The organism is Actinopolymorpha rutila (assembly GCF_013407855.1).
Taxonomy (GTDB): domain Bacteria; phylum Actinomycetota; class Actinomycetes; order Propionibacteriales; family Actinopolymorphaceae; genus Actinopolymorpha; species Actinopolymorpha rutila.
This window is the reverse complement of the sequence record NZ_JACBZH010000001.1, coordinates 1,836,534-1,857,127: the sequence shown is the minus strand read 5'-3', so window position 1 is coordinate 1,857,127 and position 20,594 is coordinate 1,836,534. Positions and strand designations below refer to the sequence as shown.

At 69.9% G+C, this 20,594-nt stretch carries 24 protein-coding genes; 11 read left to right on the top strand and 13 right to left on the bottom strand.

Going from position 1 to position 20,594, the window contains the following annotated elements; all coding sequences use genetic code 11:
- Nucleotides 1-41 precede the first annotated feature (41 nt).
- On the top strand, nt 42-605 hold the full coding sequence (locus F4554_RS08280; RefSeq protein ID WP_179786847.1) for a hypothetical protein: 564 nt from the start codon (nt 42-44) through the stop codon (nt 603-605).
- Nucleotides 606-1,447: 842 nt separating this feature from the next.
- Here F4554_RS08280 and F4554_RS08275 read toward each other — a convergent pair.
- Nucleotides 1,448-1,816 (bottom strand): ArsR/SmtB family transcription factor, encoded by a 369-nt coding sequence (locus F4554_RS08275; RefSeq protein ID WP_238341242.1) that lies wholly within the window; start codon nt 1,814-1,816, stop codon nt 1,448-1,450.
- 160 nt (nt 1,817-1,976) lie between these two features.
- Between F4554_RS08275 and F4554_RS08270 the strand changes: the two genes are divergently transcribed.
- Nucleotides 1,977-2,420, top strand: coding sequence for an ArsI/CadI family heavy metal resistance metalloenzyme (locus F4554_RS08270; RefSeq protein ID WP_179786845.1), 444 nt, complete (start codon nt 1,977-1,979; stop codon nt 2,418-2,420).
- Between the two features lie 8 nt (nt 2,421-2,428).
- Here F4554_RS08270 and F4554_RS08265 read toward each other — a convergent pair whose 3' ends face one another.
- On the bottom strand, nt 2,429-2,749 hold the full coding sequence (locus F4554_RS08265) for an ArsR/SmtB family transcription factor (protein ID WP_179786844.1): 321 nt from the start codon (nt 2,747-2,749) through the stop codon (nt 2,429-2,431).
- Between the two features lie 52 nt (nt 2,750-2,801).
- Between F4554_RS08265 and arsB the strand changes: the two genes are divergently transcribed.
- On the top strand, nt 2,802-3,923 hold the full coding sequence (arsB, locus tag F4554_RS08260; protein ID WP_202889206.1) for an ACR3 family arsenite efflux transporter: 1,122 nt from the start codon (nt 2,802-2,804) through the stop codon (nt 3,921-3,923).
- Between the two features lie 57 nt (nt 3,924-3,980).
- Nucleotides 3,981-4,418 carry an arsenate-mycothiol transferase ArsC gene (locus F4554_RS08255; protein ID WP_179786843.1) on the top strand — a complete coding sequence of 146 codons (438 nt, stop codon included), beginning with the start codon at nt 3,981-3,983 and terminating at the stop codon, nt 4,416-4,418.
- Between the two features lie 35 nt (nt 4,419-4,453).
- Here F4554_RS08255 and rox read toward each other — a convergent pair whose 3' ends face one another.
- On the bottom strand, nt 4,454-5,881 hold the full coding sequence (rox, locus tag F4554_RS08250) for a rifampin monooxygenase (RefSeq protein WP_179786842.1): 1,428 nt from the start codon (nt 5,879-5,881) through the stop codon (nt 4,454-4,456).
- Nucleotides 5,882-6,205: 324 nt separating this feature from the next.
- Between rox and F4554_RS08245 the strand changes: the two genes are divergently transcribed.
- Both F4554_RS08245 and F4554_RS08240 read left to right on the top strand, forming a co-directional pair.
- Nucleotides 6,206-7,240: an RNA polymerase subunit sigma-70 gene (locus F4554_RS08245; protein WP_179786841.1), complete on the top strand. Its 1,035-nt coding sequence runs from the start codon at nt 6,206-6,208 to the stop codon at nt 7,238-7,240.
- Nucleotides 7,237-7,671, top strand: a complete 435-nt coding sequence (locus F4554_RS08240; RefSeq protein WP_179786840.1) for a DUF6069 family protein — start codon at nt 7,237-7,239, stop codon at nt 7,669-7,671. Before F4554_RS08245 ends, F4554_RS08240 begins: the two co-directional genes overlap by 4 nt.
- Nucleotides 7,672-7,734: 63 nt before the next feature.
- Here the strand turns inward: F4554_RS08240 and F4554_RS08235 are convergent, their stop codons facing one another.
- Both F4554_RS08235 and F4554_RS08230 read right to left on the bottom strand, forming a co-directional pair.
- Nucleotides 7,735-7,998, bottom strand: coding sequence for a serine hydrolase (locus tag F4554_RS08235; protein ID WP_179786839.1), 264 nt, complete (start codon nt 7,996-7,998; stop codon nt 7,735-7,737).
- A 2-nt stretch (nt 7,999-8,000) separates the two neighbouring features.
- On the bottom strand, nt 8,001-8,219 hold the full coding sequence (locus F4554_RS08230) for a serine hydrolase (RefSeq protein WP_179786838.1): 219 nt from the start codon (nt 8,217-8,219) through the stop codon (nt 8,001-8,003).
- Between F4554_RS08230 and F4554_RS08225 the strand changes: the two genes are divergently transcribed.
- Entirely contained in the window at nt 8,210-8,572 is a 363-nt protein-coding gene (locus F4554_RS08225) for a serine hydrolase (protein ID WP_238341241.1), read from the top strand. The two genes, F4554_RS08230 and F4554_RS08225, sit on opposite strands and share 10 nt — an antisense overlap.
- 52 nt (nt 8,573-8,624) lie before the next feature.
- The gene (locus tag F4554_RS08220) at nt 8,625-9,215 is read left to right on the top strand and encodes a dihydrofolate reductase family protein (RefSeq protein ID WP_179786837.1); all 591 of its coding nucleotides are present in this window, start codon (nt 8,625-8,627) and stop codon (nt 9,213-9,215) included.
- Between the two features lie 4 nt (nt 9,216-9,219).
- On the opposite strand, the gene F4554_RS08215 is transcribed toward F4554_RS08220, so the two are convergent.
- Nucleotides 9,220-10,089, bottom strand: coding sequence for a LysR substrate-binding domain-containing protein (locus F4554_RS08215; RefSeq protein ID WP_179786836.1), 870 nt, complete (start codon nt 10,087-10,089; stop codon nt 9,220-9,222).
- 82 nt (nt 10,090-10,171) lie between these two features.
- Between F4554_RS08215 and F4554_RS08210 the strand changes: the two genes are divergently transcribed.
- Entirely contained in the window at nt 10,172-11,413 is a 1,242-nt protein-coding gene (locus F4554_RS08210) for an MFS transporter (protein ID WP_179786835.1), read from the top strand.
- 19 nt (nt 11,414-11,432) lie between these two features.
- Here the strand turns inward: F4554_RS08210 and F4554_RS08205 are convergent, their stop codons facing one another.
- The gene (locus F4554_RS08205; RefSeq protein ID WP_179786834.1) at nt 11,433-12,011 is read right to left on the bottom strand and encodes a hypothetical protein; all 579 of its coding nucleotides are present in this window, start codon (nt 12,009-12,011) and stop codon (nt 11,433-11,435) included.
- Between the two features lie 93 nt (nt 12,012-12,104).
- Here F4554_RS08205 and F4554_RS08200 point away from each other — a divergent pair, with 93 nt between their 5' ends.
- Nucleotides 12,105-12,704, top strand: a complete 600-nt coding sequence (locus tag F4554_RS08200) for a hypothetical protein (RefSeq protein ID WP_179786833.1) — start codon at nt 12,105-12,107, stop codon at nt 12,702-12,704.
- 28 nt (nt 12,705-12,732) lie between these two features.
- On the top strand, nt 12,733-13,512 hold the full coding sequence (locus tag F4554_RS08195) for an MgtC/SapB family protein (RefSeq protein ID WP_179786832.1): 780 nt from the start codon (nt 12,733-12,735) through the stop codon (nt 13,510-13,512).
- An 18-nt stretch (nt 13,513-13,530) separates the two neighbouring features.
- Here the strand turns inward: F4554_RS08195 and F4554_RS08190 are convergent, their stop codons facing one another.
- Genes F4554_RS08190 through dnaK form a run of 6 tightly spaced genes read right to left on the bottom strand, consistent with a single transcriptional unit; the run spans nt 13,531 to nt 20,387 of the window.
- A complete protein-coding gene (locus F4554_RS08190; protein WP_179786831.1) occupies nt 13,531-13,794 on the bottom strand; it encodes a UBP-type zinc finger domain-containing protein in 264 nt (87 codons plus the stop codon).
- Between the two features lie 49 nt (nt 13,795-13,843).
- Nucleotides 13,844-16,468: an ATP-dependent chaperone ClpB gene (gene clpB, locus F4554_RS08185; protein WP_202889204.1), complete on the bottom strand. Its 2,625-nt coding sequence runs from the start codon at nt 16,466-16,468 to the stop codon at nt 13,844-13,846.
- Complete coding sequence (locus F4554_RS08180; protein WP_179786829.1) at nt 16,465-16,803, bottom strand: chaperone modulator CbpM; 339 nt, start codon at nt 16,801-16,803, stop codon at nt 16,465-16,467. Before F4554_RS08180 ends, clpB begins: the two co-directional genes overlap by 4 nt.
- The gene (locus F4554_RS08175) at nt 16,800-17,882 is read right to left on the bottom strand and encodes a DnaJ C-terminal domain-containing protein (RefSeq protein ID WP_179786828.1); all 1,083 of its coding nucleotides are present in this window, start codon (nt 17,880-17,882) and stop codon (nt 16,800-16,802) included. Before F4554_RS08175 ends, F4554_RS08180 begins: the two co-directional genes overlap by 4 nt.
- 7 nt (nt 17,883-17,889) lie before the next feature.
- Complete coding sequence (locus F4554_RS08170; RefSeq protein WP_179786827.1) at nt 17,890-18,450, bottom strand: nucleotide exchange factor GrpE; 561 nt, start codon at nt 18,448-18,450, stop codon at nt 17,890-17,892.
- Nucleotides 18,451-18,458: 8 nt separating this feature from the next.
- Nucleotides 18,459-20,387, bottom strand: coding sequence for a molecular chaperone DnaK (dnaK, locus tag F4554_RS08165; protein ID WP_179786826.1), 1,929 nt, complete (start codon nt 20,385-20,387; stop codon nt 18,459-18,461).
- Nucleotides 20,388-20,594 lie beyond the last annotated feature (207 nt).

The window sequence follows — 20,594 nt, the reverse complement described above, 5'->3', positions numbered from 1 at the left end:
GTATACTCGCAAGTATACACTTCGAAGTTAGGACCGTGATCATGGAGATGGCGTTCCTCGTGCTGAACCTTTCGATCCTTGCCATCACTCTCGAAAGCGACCTCGGCGTCCGGAAGATCCGCTGGTTCCGAGTGCTGCGCCCCGCGGCCAGCGCACTCGTCGCGGTGCCGTTCTTCTTCAAAGGAATGGACTCCTCCCTATGGGGACTCCTCCTCGAAGCCGCCGCTTTGGCGCTCGGCCTCGGCCTGGGCTACGGAGCCTGCCGGCTGATGAGCTTTCGAACCGCGCCTGTCGACCGGCAGCCACGCACCCGGGCCGGGTGGCAGTACGCGCTCGCGTGGAGCACCGTCAGCGGACTCAAGATTGTGCTGGTCTACGCGGTCACGAACTGGCTCTCGCGCGACGTGGGCCGCTTCATGACCGTCCACCAGCTCACTCCGAACAGCATTCGCGCGGCGTTCATCTTCCTCGCACTCGGCTCGCCCCTGGCCCGTCCGGCCTATCTGTGGATCGGTGGCGCCCGCCACGCACGCTCACACGGACACGCCCTGCACCTGTTCCGCCGCCAGCCCCAGGCCGCCCTGACGGCTGAGCAGCCCAATTGAGCACGCACCCGACGGCCGCAGCTCCTGCCTTTGCGCAGGACGACGTGCGACGGATCTCCACCACCTGATGTCGACCCACCAGCACCGCCAGCGCAAGGAGAACCACCATGAATCTTCTCCACGAAGATCTCGCCCGAGCGCAGATACAGGAGCGCCTCGACGCCGGCCGGGCGCACCGACGGGCCGCCGAGGCACGCCGGGCCCGGCGCCGTAACCGTGAGAAACGCAAGGTCACGTTGCGGACCCTTCTGGTCCGATGCTTCACGTCTGACCGGGACGTTCCGGCGAACGTTCGCTCCTGACAGGCCGGGGTATCACTCGCTGGGTGCCCCGGCCGTGTCATGTCCCGCAGCCCGACCCCGCCAGGTCCGTCCTTGCCGGGTCCCGGCCTGCCGGTCCCGCCGACCCCGGCCCGCGGAAAGGTTCGGTGTTCGCCACGACCATGGCGGGACATCTCCGGACGGTCGAACGCAAGGTCATCGTGCGGCCCCTCCACGACAGCCGTCGCGCAGCCCGCGGATGACCTACCTGGCCGCGCCGCGATCACACTCCTGCCACTCTCGTCGCCGTCGGCCAGTCGTTGGGCGCCGCGAGATTTCCGCGACGTGAACGCCATCTTGGCCAGCGGTCGCTACTCCTGGTTCAGCCCGGCGATGTGCGCCCAGTCCCTGTCCTACCTGCATCGCATCCCCGATCGTGAGTTCACGGCCTACGGCGCCGGCGAAGCCCGAATCGCAGGGATGCGGGCACGATTCGCCTGCTGGGAAAAGGAACTTCAAGCGGCACACCGACCTCAAGTTCGGGCTCCCCAGAGCATCGAGCGAGCAGGCCGCTGTTCTTGGTCAGGTGGCGGTGACCGGGGCGAAGATGCCGGCGAGACCCGTAAGTGCGTCGCTCACCACTCGGTAGTAGGTGAAGTTGCCGACCCGGCGTTCGGGGACGACCAGGCCCGCCGCGGCGAGCTTGCGCAGGTGGTGGGTGATGGTCGGCTGGGTCAGCCCGAGCGGTTCGGTGAGGTCGCAGGTGCATGCCTGCATGCCCGGGCTGGCCAGCATCAGGGACAGCAGCCGTAGCCGGGTCGGATCCGCGATCGCCTTGAGCCGTACGGCGAGTTCCTCAGCCTGCTCGGCGGTCAGCGGTGCGTCAGCGAGAGGGGCGCAGCAGGCGCCTCCGGCAGGCGCCAACTCGATCACGGGCAGCGGCTTCGGCATGCCACCCATAGTGCCACGAGAAGCAACTTCAAATAGACACTTGTCAATGCACTTCACATAGACGAGTATCTATCCCGTACGGACCACGAAGTCGCCTGTCGCCGCCTGTCCGGCCAACGGGCACTCCCAGCCCTTCCCCCGCCAACCCACAGGAGTAGCCATGTCCCGTCTTCAGCTGGCCCTCAACGTCGCCGACATCGACGCGGCCGTGGAGTTCTACTCCACGCTGTTCGACACCGAGCCGGCCAAGCGCCGTCCCGGGTACGCCAACTTCGCGGTCGACAACCCGCCGCTGAAGCTGGTGCTGTTCGAGAACCCCGAAGCCACCGGCACCCTCAACCACCTCGGCGTCGAACGGGAGTCGATGGAGGAGGTCGAGGCGCAGGCCAACCGGCTCGAGGCTGCGGGCCTGACCCTGGAAACCGAAGGTGACGTCGTTTGCTGTTACGCCCGCCAGGACAAGCACTGGATCACCGGCCCGGACGGGCAGCGCTGGGAGAACTACGTCGTTCTCGCCGACGCCGGAGCCGAGCTGGAAGGCAGGACAACGGCCGACCTCGCCGTCGAGCCGGTCGGCCCCACTGGTGCGTGCTGCGCGAACTGACGTCGACGTCAGCAGGGCCGCTTACGGCCCTGCGCGGCATCGGCACCCGCCGCGAGTTGCGCCACCTCGCCGGCGAGTGCGCGCAACACCTCGGGACGCAGTCGGTAGTAGGTGAACCGGCCGCACGGTTCGGTCTCGACGACCCCGGCCTCCCTAAGCAACCGAAGAGCGTTGCTGATCGTGGTCTGGCCCGCACCTGTCTCCTCGACCAGGTGGCAGGTGCACAACTGCTCCTGCGCGAGCAACTCGACGATGCGGCGGCGGAGCGGATCGGCGAGCACCTTGAACAGCGAGCCGACCGAGGTATCAGTGTTTGGTGATGTCATCATCAGTTGATATGTTATCGGCCGCCGACCGGCTCGCCAAGCGCTGAGGAGAACGATGAGCCAGCCTCCTACCGTCGTCGACGCGCGCTCGGCGGGCGTCGCCCCGCATGGAGTGGTGGGCGGACTGTCGCGTCTGGACCGGTTCCTGCCCGTCTGGATCGGTCTGGCGATGGTCGCGGGTCTCCTGCTCGGACGGTGGGTGCCCGGCATCGCCGCGGCGCTGGACGCCATCAAGGTCAGCTCCGTGTCCCTGCCCATCGCCCTTGGGCTGCTGGTGATGATGTATCCCGTCCTCGCGAAGGTCCGCTACGACGAGGTGGGCCACGTCGCCCGCGACCGACGCACCATGATCTTGTCGCTGGTGCTCAACTGGCTGGTCGGCCCGGCGCTCATGTTCGCCCTCGCCTGGACGTTCCTCCCAGACCTTCCCGAGTACCGCACCGGGCTGATCGTCGTCGGCCTCGCCCGCTGCATCGCCATGGTGATCATCTGGAACGACCTGGCCTGCGGTGACCGCGAGGCCGCCGCGGTCCTGGTGGCGCTGAACTCCGTCTTCCAGGTCCTGGCATTCGGACTGCTCGGCTGGTTCTACCTCGCACTGCTCCCCGGGCTGCTCGGCCTGGACACCACCGGCATCGACGTGTCCCCGGTACAGATCGCCGGCAGTGTCGTCGTCTTCCTCGGCATCCCCCTGCTCGTCGGCTACCTCACCCGCCGACTGGGCGAGCGGCGGCGAGGCCGCGAGTGGTACGAGTCGCGGCTGCTCCCCCGGCTCGGACCGTGGGCGCTGTACGGGCTGCTGTTCACCATCGTCATCCTGTTCGCGCTCCAGGGCCGGGCGATCACCTCCGAACCCCTCGACGTCGCCCGCATCGCCGTACCCCTCGTGGTGTACTTCGCGCTCATGTGGGGTGGGTCCATGCTGATCTCCCGCACCGTCGGCCTGGGCTACAGCCGCTCGACCACGGTCGCGTTCACCGCCGCCGGCAACAACTTCGAACTCGCCATCGCGGTCGCGATCGCGGTGTTCGGCGTGACCAGCGGCCAGGCCCTGGCCGGAGTCGTCGGACCGCTGATCGAGGTTCCCGTACTTGTCGGCCTGGTCTACGTGAGCCTGTGGGCACGCCGGTTCTTTCCCGACCAGCCGACGAGAGAGGGGCGCGCAAGTGTGCGTTGACACCGGAGAGCGACGCAGTGGGCACCGGCGCCGTGTTCGTACGTCGAAGGAGTCCGCATGAACGACCGGCCCCAGATCGTCTTCGCGTGCGTACGCAACGGCGGCAGGTCCGTGGCGGCCCGCGTCCTCACCGAGCACTACGCGGGCGGCCGCGTCATCGCCGTGTCCGCGGGCACGCAACCCGGTGAGCACATCCATCCCGAGGTCGCCGAGGCCCTGCGGCAACTCGGGGTTGACACCTCCGGGGAGCATCCCAAACTGCTCACTCGCGAGACGGTCCTCGCCAGCGATCTGGCCATCACCCTCGGGTGCGGGGAGGAATGCCCTTACGTACCAGGCGTGAGGTACGTCGACTGGCCCGTGGACGATCCCGGCGGCCAGGACGAGGTCACGGTCCGCCGTATCGTCGCCGACATCGACACCCGCGTCCGCGGCCTGCTCGTCGAACTCGTACCCGACATCGAGCTGCCGCCGTCCGTACTCGAGCAGGACTGACCAGACGCCAGCCACGGCCATCCGACCGCGAGCATTCAGCTGACGGGGGCGCCGAACCACGTGGGCAGGTGGGCGAGCAGTTCCTGCTGGTCCGCACCGACCCACGCCACATGGCCGTCCGGCCGCAGCAGAACCGCGGACACGTCCACTTCCTCGCTGACGTCGACGACGTGATCCACCCGGTCCGCCCAGCCCGCCACCGACAACCGGCCGGTCTGGTCGAGCAGCAGTCCGCGGCCACCGCGCATCAACTCGTACAGGCGTCCCCGCTTCAGCTCCACGTCCCGCAGCCTGCGGCCGAGCAACTCGTGCCCCTCGCCGAAGTCGTAACGCACCCCGACCGCGGTGATCTTCTCGATCAGGAAGCGGTTCACCTCCTCGATCTCCATCAGCTGTGCGATCAGCCGCCGCAGCGCCCGGGGTCCCGGATCCTGCGACATCAGCTCCGACTGCGCGCGGGTGCTGTCGAGTACGTCAGCGGCCACCGGGCGTCGTTCGGTGCCGTAACTGTCCAGCAGGCCCTCGGGTGCCCAGCCGTCGATCTCGGCGGCCAGCTTCCAGCCCAGGTTGAACGCGTCCTGGATGCCGAGGTTGAGCCCCTGACCACCGAGCGGCGGATGGACGTGCACCGCGTCACCGGCCAGCAGCACCCGGCCGACGCGGTACTTCTCGGCCAGCCGGGTCGCGTCGGTGAAACGGGACAGCCAGCGCGGTGAGTGCACCCCGAAATCGGTGCCGGCGTACACCCGCAACTGCTGCCTGATCTCCTCCAGCGTCGGCGGGACCAGGCGGTCCTCGGCCACCTCGGCGGCGGGTACCACGGCGCGGTAGGCCCCGTCCCCGATCGGCCCGACCCCGAACCCGTGCTGGGACTCGCGGATCTTCGCCACCACCGCCGTCACCTCCTCCAGCGGCGCGGTCACCTCCATCTCCCCCAACAGCCACTCGTTCTTGGGAGGCTCGCCGGGAAAGCCGACACCCAGCAGCTTGCGTACTGTGCTGCGGCCGCCGTCACAGCCGACGAGATACCGCGACCGTAGCTGCGTGCCGTCGGCGAGGTCGGCCGTCACGCCGTGGTCGTCCTGGCTCAGCCCGACCAGTCCGGTGCCCCACCGGATCTCGGCGCCGAGCTCGGTCGCGTGCTCGGTCAGGATGCGGTCGGTGATGGTCTGCGGGATACCGAGGATGTACGCATGTGCGCTGTCCATCCGGCCGGGCCAGGGCTGCCTGATGCCGGCGAAGTAGCCACCCAGCTGGTACGTCTTGCCGTGCGCGAGGAATCGTTCCAGCAAACCGCGCTGGTCCATCAGCTCGATGCTGCGCACGTGAAGGCCGAGCGAGCGAACGATTCTGGTCGGCTCCACGTCTCTTTCCAGCACGACGACGCGTACGCCGCGCAGTCGCAACTCACCGGCCAGCATCATTCCGGTCGGCCCGCCGCCGGCGATGATCACGTCGATCATGAATCCCCCATGTGCTTTTCGAACGAGACTGGCTTCGGCCGGAGATTCTGCAGCACGACCCTGGTCTTGCGGCAAGCCCCCGGGTGCGCTATAGCTTGGTAGTGGCAGGGAGCTGAAGCTCCTTGCCCTTTCTTTTGTCCGCGCTTCTCGTCGACCGATCACGGCTGCAGCGTCAGGCCCATGGCCTCGCCGCCAGCCGCACCGTCGGTGTCAACCTGGCCTTTCTCACCTCCCAGCGGGCCGCCGGATGTCCCTGGTGATGAGTTCTCGCGCCCGCACCCGTCATACCTACGACGGGACCCGACGGGACGGAAGGATGACCTGATGAGGGCGGACACGCGGTTGGAGGGGCTGGGCGTGAGCGGGCTGGGCGAGGGCGGTCTGAGTAGCGGGCTGGGCGAGGTCGACGAGCCGGCGTTCTCGGGGCTGGCGGAACGGCACCGGCGGGAGCTGCACGTGCACTGCTACCGGATGCTCGGGTCGTTCGAGGACGCCGAGGACACCGTGCAGGAGACGTTCCTCCGTGCCTGGCGGCGGCGGGAGACCTTCGAGGGGCGGTCGACGTTCCGGGCCTGGCTGTACCGGATCGCCACCAACGCCTGCCTGGACCGGCTCGCCAAGTGCCGGCCGGAGCCTGCGACCGGCGGCGAGGTGCCGTGGCTGCAGCCCTACCCGGACCGGCTGCTCGACGAGCCGCCCGCGGGCGACGCGGACGAGCCGGAAACCGTCGCCGTGGCACGGGAGACGATCGAGCTGGCCTACCTGGTCGCGGTCCAGCACCTCGCCCCGCGCCCGCGGGCCGTACTGATCCTGCGAGACGTGCTCGGCTGGCCGGCGAAGGACGTCGCGGAGTTCCTCGGGGACTCCGTCAACTCCGTGAACAGCGCGCTGCAGCGGGCCCGCGCCGGCATGCGGGAGCACCTGCCCGCCGAGCGGCAGGACTGGACCGGAGGCGACGAGGACACAGGGACGCGCGAGCTGGTACGCCGCTTCGCCGACGCCAGCGTGGCCACGGACATCGACACGATCGCGACCATGCTGCGCGACGACGTCCGCTGCTCGATGCCGCCCACGCCGGGTCTGCACATCGGCCGCGACGCCGTGGTGAACGACTGGGTCGAGGACGGCTTCGAGGGCATGACCGGCCTGCGCTCCATCCCGACCTCCGTGAACCGCCAGCCCGCCGTCGCCTTCTACCTCTGGCGGAAGCAGGAGGGCGCCTACCTGCCGCTGACGATCGACGTCCTGCGCATCACCGGCGGGGCGATCACCGAGATCGTCACCTTCCACGACGACCAGTTCCCGCGGCTCGGGCTTCCGGCGCGGCTGCCGGCGGACGGCACGGAAGCTTCCCGATGAGCGTCGGTGACCCGGGGACCATCCGGGTGAGCTACGCCCACCGACTCCGCGGGCTCGCCGGCAGCGGCTTCGTCGCCATGCTCGTGGCGATGGTGGCCACCACCCTCGCCGCTGCGCTTGCCCACGCCGCCGGCGTCGACTTCGAGGTCCCCGATGGTGGTGAGACGATCCCGTTGCCCGGGTTCGGGGTGGTGACCGGCATCTTCTCGATCGTGGGCTTCGTCATTGCCGCCGCTCTTCTTCGCTGGAGCGCTCGCCCCACCGAGCGATTCGTGCAGACGGCGGTGTCGCTGACCGCGATCTCGTTGATCCCGCCCTTCCTCGTCGGGGCACACCCTGCCACCACCGCCGCCCTCCTCGGGCTGCACCTCGTCGCCGCGACGGTGGTGATCCCCACCCTGGCGCAGCGACTCCGCACCCGGACCGGTTGACGATCCCGCAACGAACGACGCGTGTGCTCGGGCGGCGGGATCTCGCCGGCTGAGGATCGCTCCTCACCGCGCGCCGGACTCGCCGGACTCGCCGGGTGCGAGGGTGCGGGCGAGCAGGCGGGCGGCGTCGGCGAGCACCCGTTGGTCGGCCTCGACGCCCCTCATCTCCTTGGTGGACAGGACGGAGACGAGGAGGGTCGTACCCTTCGGCGTCCACACGATGCCGATGTCGTTCACGGTGCCGTAGCCACCGTTGCCCGTCTTGTCGGCGAGCACCCAGTCGTCCGGCAGACCGGCACGAAAGCGCGGGCCACTCGTGGTGTTCACCTTCAGCCAGGACACCAGCTGGTCGCGGTGGAACGCTTCAGCGCACGTCCCAGGACGAGCCGCCCGTAGCTGCGTCCCATCGCCTCCGGGGTGGTGGTGTCCCGGTCGTCGCCGGGCACCGCGTCGCTCATGTCCGTCTCGTACCTGTCCAGCCGGGTGTACTCGTCACCGATGGCGCGGCAGAACCTGGTGAAGCCGCGGGGCCCGTCGGTTGCCTGCAACAGGATGCGCCCAGGCGCTCGTCGACTTCCTGTGCCGGGTGTGGCTCGACGAGATCTCGGTGCCGGCGGCGACGGCCGAGCTGCGTCGCCTGATGGCGCAGCAGGTGTTCACGTTCCGGATGTCGGCCGACCTGCGGACCGACACCGTACGGGTGAGTGGCAAGACCGCGTCGTTCCTGCACCTAAGGCACGAGATCGGCGTGGTCGAGGCGCGGTCCGGCGATCGGGTGGTCATCGCTCCCGACATCGACCTGGCCATCGGCGCCGCCGCGCGTACGGCGTTCGAGGCGTTGCGTTCGACCTCCGGAGTTCGTGCTGTCGATCCGGGCGCTCGTCGTTCGTGTGGAGGGTGAGGAGCCGGCACTTCGCAACCACCCAGTCGGCCGGCGACGAAGGAGACACGGCATGGGCAAGGTCATCGCGGTCGAACACCTCACCCTCGACGGCGTGATGCAGTCACCGGGCAGCGCGGACGAGGACCCGCGGGACGGGTTCGTGCGTGGCGGCTGGGCGAGCCGGCACCAGGACCCGGTGATGCAGAAGGTGATGGGCGCTCGGATGGGAGCTTCCTGGTCGCTGCTGGCCGGGCGGCGAACGTACGACCAGTTCGCGACCTACTGGCCCGCGCAGGAGCCGAACCCGTTCACCGAGGCGCTGACCCGGGTGCGGAAGTACGTCGTGTCGACCACGCTGAATGACCCGCTTCCCTGGCAGAACTCCGTTCTCCTGAAGGGCGACGCCGTCGAGGCGGTGAGCCGCCTGCGGGCCGAGGAGGCCGACAACCTCGTGGTGTTCGGCAGCGGTGAGCTGGTCCGCTCGCTGCTGCCGCATGGTCTGGTGGACGAGCTCGTCCTGATGGTGCACCCGCTGGTACTCGGCTCGGGCCGGCGGCTGTTCGCGTGCTCCGGCTCGGACCTGTCCGCCTTCGAGGTGGCCGAGTCGCTGACCACCGACACCGGAGTGTTCGTCGGCGTCTACCGGCCGGCCGGCCACTGACGCGTCAGCGCGGGGAGGTCGTGACGAAATCCCGGAACCGTCGCGCGGGCGCGGACAACGTCCGGTCCGTACGCCAGGTGAGCCCGATGGTGCGCCGGGCGGCTTCGGCGGCGATGGCGACTCCCACCGTGCCCGACTGCCCGGCAAAGGGTTCGGGAACGATCGCCACCCCCAGCCCGGCGGCGACCAGCCCCTCGATGGTGGCGAGGTCCTGGCTCACGAACGAGATCGCCGGCGACACGCCCGCGTCGTCGAGCAGCGTGTCCACCAGGGTGCGGAAGCCGAAGCCGACCGGGGTGGTGACGAGTTCCTCACCGGCCAGCTCCCGCAGCGCGATCCGCCTGCGCCGGCGAAGCCGGTGGCCCGGTGGCACCACGAGCACCAACCGCTCCTCCTGCAACGGATGCCAGCCGAAGTCGCCGACCGGGCGCGGGGACAGGATGGCCAGGTCGACCGCACCGACCTCCAGGTCGCGGACGATCTCGTGCGCCGGCTCCTGGCTGAGCATGACCCGCACACCGGGCGCGTGTTCGTGGAAGGAACGCAGCACCCGCGGCACCAGCGAGGTGGCGATGGAGTCGAGGAACGCCAGCCGCACAACGCCGGTGTCCGGGTCCAGCACACTGCCGAGGTCAGCCAGCAGTTGGTCGTACCTCGCGGTGAGGTCGCGCGCGGCGGCGAGGACGAGCTGACCGGTGGGGGTGGGATGCACTCCGTCCGGCGCCCGCTCGAAGACGCGGGTGCCGAGCTCGGCCTCCATCCTGGCCAGCGCGCGCGACAGCGTGGGCTGGCTGGTGTTCAGGGCCGCGGCGGTGTCGGTGACGTGCTGATGGTCGGCGAGGGCGACGAGCCAGCCCAGATCGCGAAGGTGCACGGCGCCATCATACGCCCGACGCATGGATCATTGTCACGTACGACATTGGACGTATGGCCCGCGGCGGCGCACAGTCGAACGTATGACCGCTGTCGTGGAGGCACCAGCACCCACCGACCAGGGCCACCGGCCCGGGACCGCCGGCTACCGGCGCGTCGTCGGCGCGTTGTTCGCGGCCGGGGTGGCGACCTTCGCACTCATCTACAGCACGCAGGCGATCCTCCCCGAACTCGCCGCCCGGTTCGGAGTGTCCACCGCGGCCAGCACTCTCACCGTCTCCCTGACCACCCTGGGGCTGGGCGTCATGCTGCTGGTGGCCGGTCCGCTGTCCGACGTCGTGGGGCGTACCCGGCTGATCCATCTGTCCCTGATCGCCTCCGCCGTGGTGGCGGCGGCCGGCGCGCTGGCACCGAGCTGGCCGGCGCTGCTGGCGTCTCGGCTGGCCGAGGGTGCCGTGCTCGCCGGGCTCCCCGCCGTCGCCACCGCCTACCTGCGGGAGGAGCTGCATCCGTCCACGCATGCCCGAGCGGCCGGCCTGTACGTCGGCGGCACGGCGCTCGGAGGGATGGTCGGCCGGCTGTTGACCGCGTCGGTCGCCGAGTTCGCCGGCTGGCGGTGGGCGCTGGCGTCGACCGCCTGCCTCGGCCTGGTGTGTGCGCTCGCCGTTCGATCGCTGCTTCCGCCGTCCCGCCACTTCGTTCCCCAGCCGACCGGGCTGCGCGCGCTGGCCCGGACGAGCCTGCGTGCGGTGACCGACCCCGGCCTGCTCGCGTTGTACGGCGTGGGCGGCTGCTCGATGGGCGCGCTGGTCGCGGTGTTCAACACGATGGGCTTCCGGCTCACCCAAGGGGCGTTCGGCCTCGGACTGGGTGCCGCCGGGCTGGTGTTCCTCGTCTACCCGGTCGGCTCGATCAGCTCCACGGCGTTCGGGCGGCTGGCCGACAAGTACGGACGGCGCACCGTCCTCCCCCTGGCCTGCCTGCTGACCGTCGCCGGCGCGCTGCTCACGTTGCCGTCGTCGCTGGTGGTCGTGATCGCCGGGCTCGCGGTGTTCACCGGCGGATTCTTCGCCGTGCACGGCGTGGCCAGCGGGTGGGTTCCGGCGCGGGCGCACGCCGGCGGCGTGTCCACCGGCCAGGCCGCGTCGCTCTACCTCTTCACGTACTACCTGGGCTCGTCGGTGTTCGGCTCCGTCGCCGGCCGCGCCTGGACCGGCGCCGGGTGGCCCGGTGTGGTGATCCTGGCCACCGTGCTGCTGGCCGCCACCGGTGCGCTCACGCTGCTGCTCCGCCGGACGCCCGCCCTGGTGAGCGGAGCCCGCTGAGGTCCCGTCGGCGGCACCGTCAGCGGGCGAGTTTCGCTATGCCCAGCAGCGCTTCCGGCTTGCGGCCGGGGTCCCGGAACACGTAGCCGTCCCGCTTGCGGTCCTCCCGTCCCTCGTACTGGTGCACCACCTCGCGAAGCTGGGCGGCGTCGTAGACGAGCAGCAGGTCGAGCCGAACCGGCTCGCCGTGGACGGCGATCGAACTGTGGTAGAAACCCCAGCTCATCGCCTCGAACAGCCGCATCCGCGGAGTGACCTTGCGCCGGAAGGCGAACAGGTCGATGCGCTTGTTCTGGAGGTTGTCGTACCGGTCGCCGACCCGGTCGGGGTCGTAGCGATCAGTGCCGAGCCGGCTGACGATCTCGACCAGTTCGTCGACGGTCCGGCCCGGGTGGTGCTGCGCGCCGATCCCGCGCACCACCACTGTGCGGCCGAGGAAACGCCCGCGGAGCTCGGCGTCCACGACCCGGCCGATGCCTCGGTGGTCGGGCTCGGTGTCAACCTGATATTGCGGTACGTCGATGTCGAACACAACTGCGGGCCCGGACGCGGCTCCCGTCGGAGGGCGTTCGGGCGAGCTGTCGGCGACGTCGCTCACCGGTCCAGCATGCCCGACCCTCCCCCGGCGGAGGGAGTGGTTTCCTCCGCGCGGGCAGGGCGGGCACGGCCACTCGGCTGGGATGTTCGGGCCATGAGCACATCCGTCGCAGTTCGTTCGAAGGCTCCCGCCCTGTCCTCACGGCTGCGCGCCGCCTGGCGCGCTGCCCACGATCCGGTTCCGGGCGTCCCCCGCTGGGCCCGGATCGCCGCGTACGCCGTGCCGTTCACCGTGCTGCCGTCGTGCCTGTGGCGGATCGCCGCGGTCACCTGCCACCTGCCCCTGGTCACCAACCCGCCGCGTGGCGGGCGCACCCTGGGTACTCCGGACGAGGCGTACGTCGTCGTGCTGTCGGCCGTGTCCGAACTGCTGGCGTTCACCGCCGTCGGCCTGGTCGCCCGCTGGGGTGAGGTCTTTCCGTGGTGGGTTCCGGGGCTTCGGGGACGCCGGGTGCCGGCGGTCGCCGCGGTCGTCCCGGCCGCGCTGGGCGCCGCCGTACTCACCGTCTTGTGGACCAGGGTGTTCGCCGGCCTGCCCGCCTCGCTGCGGGAGCCCGTGCCGCCTGGTTACCCGATCGCCGAACACGGGTGGCGGCTCGTCGTCTTCGTCGGCAGCTACGCCCCGCTGCTGCTGTGGGGTCCCCTGCTGGCCGCCGTCACCGTCGCGTACTGGCGACGGCGCCGGACCGGGTGACACGGCCCGGTCCGATAGGTTGGGCCGGATGGTCGACGGTCACACGGTGTGGGTGCAGGTCCTGCTAGTCCTGGTGGCGTTCGCGCTGTCCTCGCTGATCGGACTCGAACGCCAGATCCGGCAGAAGTCGGCGGGTCTGCGTACCCACGCACTGGTGGGCATGGGTTCGGCGTTGTTCATGGTGGTCAGCAAGTGGGGCTTCGCCGACGTACTCGGCCCGCACGTCTCGCTCGACCCCTCCCGGATCGCCGCCCAGATCGTGTCGGGCATCGGGTTCATCGGCGGTGGGCTGATCTTCGTCCGCCGCGATGCCGTACGCGGACTCACCACGGCGTCGGTGGTCTGGGTGACCGCTGCTGTGGGTGCGGCCGCCGGCGCCGGCATGGTGGTCGTGGCGATCGCGGCAACGGCGGCGCACTTCGCGGTCATCATCGGCTTCACCGCGCTCGGTGGCCGGCTGCCGAGTGCCCGTGGCGTCGTTCAGCTCCGCATCGTCTACACCAACGGCAGTGGCGCGTTCCGGCGTGCGCTGGTCGCCTGTACGCACAGAGGTTTCGAGGTCGGCCAGGTGACGATCGAACGCGGCGACCTGCTGGCCGACCCGGTCGACGAGGGCCGCGGCAACGGTCATCTCCGGGGAACGCCCGCCGACCGCGACGGTGGAGAGGACCCGAACGCCCGGGCCGGCGACGTCGTGGTGGCCCTGCAGCTCTACGGCAGCGCGCCGGTCGAAGATCTCGCGGCACAGCTCACCGAGGTGGCCGGCGTGCGGTCGGTGCTGGTCGGTGCGGGCACCGAGGAGGAGTGACCGCCGGCCCCCGCGAACTCAGACGAACCGCTCGTCGACGAAGCACCACCGCCAGTCCTCGCCCGGCTCGTACGACGCCACGATCGGGTGCCCGGCCTCGCCGGCGTGTGCGCGGGCGTGCCGCAGCGGTGACGAGTCGCAGCAGCCAACGTGGCCGCAGGTCAGGCACAGTCGCAGGTGCACCCACGGCGACCCCAGCCGCAGGCACTCCTCACACCCGGTCGGTGTGCGGGGCTCGACCGGATGGATCTGTTCCAGGTGTGGATCCAGCGTCTCCGACATGTCGTTCCCTCCGATCCTCCGTTCCCCCGTTGTTCCTTTGTTCTTCCGTTCAGGCCGCCTCGGGACGGGCCTTCGATGTGGGGTTGTGGTAGGAGACCACGATCTCTCCGTCGTGGGCGTCGACGGTGATCTGCGCGCCGTCGTGGACGTCGCCGGCGAGGAGGGTGCGGCCGATCCGGGTCTCGACCTCTCGGGAGATGAACCGGCGCAGTGGCCGGGCGCCGTAGACGGGGTCGAAGCCTTCCAGCGCGATCAGCCGGCGTGCCTGTTCGGTGACGTCGAGCCTCATCCGCCGGTCGGCCAGCCGTGCCCGTAGTTCGTCGAACATCAGGTCCACGATGCGTTCGATCTCGGCCTCGGTGAGCGGCTTGAACAACACGATCTCATCGACCCGGTTGAGGAACTCCGGCCGGAACCGTGACCGCAGGTCGGCCATCACCCGCGCCCGGGCGTCCGGGCCGATCTCCCCGCCGGTGGTCGCGCCCTCCAGGAGGTACTCCGACCCGACGTTGGAGGTCATGATGATGACCGTGTTACGGAAGTCGACCGTGCGGCCCTGGGCGTCGGTGAGGCGCCCGTCGTCGAGGACCTGCAGCAGCAGGTTGAACACGTCGGTGTGGGCCTTCTCGATCTCATCGAACAGCACCACCGAGTACGGCTTACGGCGGACCGCCTCGGTCAGCTGCCCGCCCTCCTCATAGCCCACGTACCCGGGCGGGGCACCCACCAGCCGGCTCACCGTGTGGCGTTCCTGGTACTCGCTCATGTCGATGCGGACCATGTTGTCCTCGGTGTCGAACAACGCCTGCGCGAGCGTCTTGGCCAGTTCGGTCTTCCCGACCCCGGTGGGCCCGAGGAAGATGAACGACCCGATCGGACGGGCCGGGTCCTTGATACCCGACCGCGCCCGGATCACCGCGTCCGCGACCAACTGGACCGCCTCGTCCTGGCCGATCACCCGCTCGTGCAGCACCTCATCCAGCGTCAGCAACTTCTCCCGTTCACCTTCCTGCAGGCGACTCACCGGGATACCGGTCCACCGGGACACGATGGAGGCGATCTCCTCCTCGGTGACCACCTCACGCAGCAGCCGCCGCTCACCGAGCCTCTCACTCAGCTGCTCCTCCTCCGCATGCAACCGGCGTTCCAGCTCCGGCAGCCGGCCGTGACGAAGCTCCGCGGCACGGTTCAGGTCATAGTCACGCTCGGCCTGTTCGGCGTCACGGCGTACCTGCTCGATCTCCTGCCGCAGCTCCTGCACCCGCCGCAACGCCTGCCGTTCGGCCTCCCACTGCGCCCGCATCGCGTCCGCCTGCGCGTGCAGGTCGGCCAGCTCCCTGCGCAGCTGCGTCAACCGCTCCTTGCTCGCGGCGTCGGACTCCTTGCCCAGCGCGGCCTCCTCGATCTCCAACCGGCGCACCCGCCGGGTCAACTCGTCCAGTTCGGCCGGCATCGAGTCGATCTCCGTCCGCAGCATCGCGCACGCCTCATCCACCAGATCGATCGCCTTGTCGGGCAGGAACCGGTCAGAGATGTAGCGGTGACTCAGCACGACCGCCGCGACCAGCGCGGCGTCCTGGATCCTCACACCGTGGAACACCTCCAGACGCTCCCGCAGCCCGCGCAGGATCGAGATCGCGTCCTCCACCGACGGCTCGTCCACCATCACCGGCTGGAACCGGCGTTCCAAAGCGGCGTCCTTCTCCACGTTCTTGCGGTACTCCTCCAACGTCGTCGCACCGATCATGTGCAGCTCACCGCGGGCCAGCATCGGCTTGAGCATGTTCCCCGCGTCCATCGCACCCTCAGCCGCACCCGCACCCACCACCGTGTGCAACTCGTCGACGAACAACAAGATGCGCCCCGCCGCGGCGCGGACCTCGTTCAGCACCGCCTTCAGCCGCTCCTCGAACTCACCGCGATACTTCGCACCCGCCACCAGCGCACCCATGTCCAACCCGAACACCACCTTGTCCCGCAGCCCCTCCGGCACGTCACCGTTGGCGATCCGCTGCGCCAGGCCCTCCACGATCGCGGTCTTCCCCACCCCCGGATCACCCACCAGAACCGGGTTGTTCTTCGTCTTCCGCGACAGGATCTGCACCACCCGCCGGATCTCACCGTCCCGCCCGACCACCGGATCCAACCGGCCCGCCGCGGCATCGGCCACCAGGTCCCGGCCATACTTCTCCAACGCCTCATACGCCGCCTCCGGCTGCGCGGAGGTGACCCGCTGGTTCCCCCGGATCCGGGTCAGCGCCGCCAGGAACCGGTCCCTGGACAGGCCCAGATCGTGCAGCAACCGGCCCGCCGACGTGGCCGGCCCCTCCTCCAGCAACGCCACCACCAGATGCTCCACCGACACGTACTCATCCTTCAGCCGCTTCGCCTCCCGGTCCGCGGTGTCGAGCAGCCGCGCCAGCCGCTGCGTCACAAACACCTGACCCGGCTCCACACCCGGCCCGCCGACCCGAGGCCGGCGTTCCAGCTCATCCTCCACCTGCTTACGCAACAGATCCGGATCCACACCCGCCTGCACCAACAACCGCGGCACCAGACCCTCCGGCTGGTCCAACAGGGCCAGCAACAGATGCTCACCATCGACCTCGGTATGCCCGAACCGCAACGCGGCGGACTGCGCCTCCTGCAAAGCCTCCTGGCTCTTCTGAGTCAACCGGTTCGGGTCCACAAGTGGCCTCCATAACGTCGGGCGGCGCGTTCGGCCGCCTCCATTTCGGCGATCCGATCGAGCAGGTCCAGCACCACGCCGATGCCGGCGTAGTTGAGGCAGAAGCCCGCGCGCAGCCGCTGGATCCGGGCAGCGCGGGCGACCTGGGCGGGCGCGAAGTGCAGCCGGCCGCTCGGATCGGCGTCCGCGTCCAGCAGGCCGAGCACCACCAGCCGGCGTACGTGGTCCGGGTGCAGGCCCACCCGGGCGGCGAACTCCTCCAGGCCGAGGTGTTCCTGTTCCTCCCGGCGGACCCGCACGCGGACGAGTGCGAACGTCATCGGCCCCTCCCCGTAGGCGTGCCGGACGACCGGTTGTGGGCGCCGCCACCGGAGCGGGCCCGCGGGTCGAACCCGGACGCCCGGGCCAGTTCCGACCACAGCCGGCGTTCCTCCTCACTCGGGTGCGGCGGCACCATGATCCGGACCTGGGCGTACAGGTCGCCGGGGTTGCCGTTCGGGTTCGGCATTCCCCGGCCGCGCAGCCGCAGCGACCGACCACTGGAGGTGCCCGGCGGGACTTTGACCTTCGCCTCACCGCCCGGGGTGTCGACCGCGACGGTCGCGCCGAGGGCCGCCTCCCACGCAGCCAGCGGCAGGTCCAGGTGGATGTCGCGACCACGTACGCGGTAACGGGGATGCGGAAGGAGCCGGACGACGAGATGGAGGTCGCCGGGCGGCGCGCCGTCGCTACCCTGCCCGCCCTGCCCGGCCAGCCGGATCCGCTGCCCGTCGGTGACACCGGGCGGAACGTTCACGTCGTAGCGCCGGGTGCCGCCCGGCCCGGACAACGTCACCGACCGCGGCCCGCCCCGGTAAGCCTCCTCGACCGTCAGCGGGAGTTCGGCCTCCTGGTCCGCACCCGGGATCGGTCCGAAACCACGACCCCCCCGACCGGCCCGCCCACGTCCGGCGCGACCTGCCCGCCCGCCGAACATGCCGCTCAGCAGATCCTCCAGATCGACCTCCTCCCCCTCGACACCACCGAACCCCTCGAACCCCTCGAACCCCTCGAACCCGCCGAACCCGCCGGCACCGCGAGCACCCGCACCCGCCCGCGCACGACCACCCGCCCTGGCCCGCGCCTGCGCCTGTGCCTGGGCCTGCATCCAGGTGTCGGGGTCGACGTCGTCGGGCACCCGACGGAAGTCCGCCCCGAACACGTCGTACCGCTTGCGCAGATCCGGATCGGACAGCACGTCGTAGGCCTCCGAGACGTCCTTGAACCGGTCCTCGGCACCTGGGTCCTTGTTGACGTCGGGATGGTTCTCCCGCGCCAGCCGCCGGTAGGCGCGCTGGATCTCCTCCCGGGTGGCCGTCCGGGGTACCCCGAGAACCTGATAGAAGTCGCGGTCGGCCATCACACCCTCACGCCGCCTTCGTCGCCACCACCACGCCCGCCGGCCGCAGCTGCCGCTCCCCCTCGCCGTAGCCGGGGCTCACCACGTCCAGCACCGTCCCGGCCGGCACCTCGGCACTGGGCACGGTGGCCACCGCCTCGTGCCGGGCCGGATCGAACACCGCGCCCACCTCGCCCTCCTGACGCGGGAAACCGAGGCCGGCAAGCACCCCCACCGCCTGTTCCAGAACGGCCCGAACACCCTCCAGCAACGAGTCCTGCTCCCCCTCCGGTCGCGCCGCCTGCGCATGCGCCACCGCACGGTCGAGGTTGTCCACGACCGGCAGCCACCGCGCGGCCTGGGTCGCCACGACCTCGGCGCGCTGCCGGTCCAGTTCGCGGGCGTACCGCTTGCGCTGGTTGTCGGCATCGGCCACGGCACGCCGCCAGTGGTCCTCGAAGTGCGCCACCCGCTCCTGCGCCTGCGCGAGCTCGTCCCGGAGTTCGAAGTCCGCGGGTACGCCGGCATCGTCGGTCGCGCCCGCTTCCGGGTGGCGCGGGTGGTCTCGCGGGTGGTTCTGCTCGGTCATCGCATGCCTCAGTCCGTGGTGAACTCCGCGTCGATCACGTCCTCGTCCTCGGTCGCTCCACGCTGCCCGGGCACACCTTGACCGCCGGGTCCACCGCCGGGTTCACCACCTGGTCCGCCTGGTCCGGGCCCACCGTCCCCACCGCCGGAAGCGCTCAGGCTGTGGTAGATCTGTTGCAGCTCGCCGGTCAGCGACCGCAGCCGCTCCAGCGGAGCACTGTCGTCCTTGACCGCCTGGCGGGCATCCCCCAGCAGCAGTTGAGCGCGTGCCCGCTCGTGCTCGGGCGCGGCGTCGCCGAGTTCGCCCAGCCGCCGTTCGACCTGATAGGCCGCCGCGTCCAGACCGTTGCGGGCGTCGACCACCTCCCGGATCCGGGCATCGTCGGCGCGGTACCGCTCGGCGTCGGACACCATCCGGTCCACCTCGGACTTGTCCAGATTGGAACTCTCACTGATGGTGATCCGCTGCTCGGCCCCGGTGTCCTTGTCACGGGCGGACACGTTCAAGATGCCGTTGGCGTCCACGTCGTAGGTCACCTCGACCTGCGGCTCACCACGCGGCGCGGGCCGGACGTTCTCCAGCCGGAACCTCCCGAGCACACGGTTGTCACTCGCCCGCTCACGTTCACCCTGCAACACCACCACATCGACCGCGGACTGGTTGTCCTCCGCCGTACTGAACGTCTCAGTACGCCGGGCCGGGATGGTCGTGTTGCGGTCCATCACCTTCGTCATCACCCCACCCAACGTCTCGATGCCCAGCGACAACGGGGTGACGTCGAGCAGTACGACATCCTTCATCTCCCCCTTCAGCACCGCCGCCTGGATGGCCGCCCCCAGCGCCACCACCTCATCGGGATTGACCGTCATGTTCGGGTCCTTGCCACCGGTCATCCGCCGGACAAGGTTCTGCACCGCGGGCATCCGGGTCGCCCCACCGACCAGGATCACCTCATCGATGTCATCGGCGGTCACCTTCGCATCAGCCATCGCCTGCTCCACCGGGCCACGGCAGCGTTCGACCAGATCGTGGGTGACCTCCTCAAACGTCGACCGCATCAACGTCGTGTTCAGATGCTTCGGACCGGTGGCATCAGCAGTGATGAACGGCAGGTTGATCGTGGTCTGGGTAACCGACGACAACTCCACCTTCGCCTTCTCCGCCGCCTCGAACAACCGCTGCAGCGCCTGCGGGTCACGCCGCAGATCGATGCCGTCGGAGCGCTGGAAGTCCTCGGTCAGGTAGTCCACCACCCGACGGTCGAAGTCGTCACCACCCAGATGGGTGTCGCCCGCGGTGGCGCGCACCTCCACCACACCGTCGCCGACATCGAGCAGGCTGACGTCGAACGTCCCACCCCCCAGGTCGAACACCAGAACAGTCTCATGCCCCTTCTTGTCCAGCCCGTACGCCAGCGCCGCCGCCGTCGGCTCGTTGATGATCCGCAGAACCTCCAGCCCGGCGATCCGCCCCGCGTCCTTGGTGGCCTGACGCTGCGCGTCGTTGAAGTACGCCGGCACCGTGACGACCGCCTCGCTCACCTTCTCACCAAGGAACTTCGCCGCATCCTCGGCCAACTTGCGCAACACCAGCGCGGAAATCTCCTCCGGGGAGTACAACTTCCCGTGCACATCGAACCGCACCGCACCGTCCGGCCCGGACACCACATCGAACGACACCGCGTGGATCTCACTGCCCACCTCGTCAAAACGCCGGCCGATGAACCGTTTCGCCGACGTGATCGTGCCCTTCGGGTTCAAAATCGCCTGGCGGCGGGCCAACTGACCCACCAACCGCTCACCCTGCTCGGTGAACGCCACCACCGAAGGCGTCGTCCGCTGCCCCTCCGCATTCGCGATCACCGTGGCCGTCCCGTCGACCACCGCGGCAATCACCGAGTTCGTCGTACCCAGATCGATACCAACCGCTTTCGCCATGGTGTCCGTCCTCACGTGGGGTCTCGATCCACAGTCTTCGCCGCGCACGCGGACAACGACAAATGCAGCGGCCCGAGTGGGATCCAAGTACCCGGCGGGCCGGGACCCGGAGGCTGCTGGGCTCCTGTGCACCGGGACCTTCGGGTTCACCCGGATGGGGTGGCGCGGCGCATAGGCCGCACCCGCACGCTGGAGCACCTACGCGGC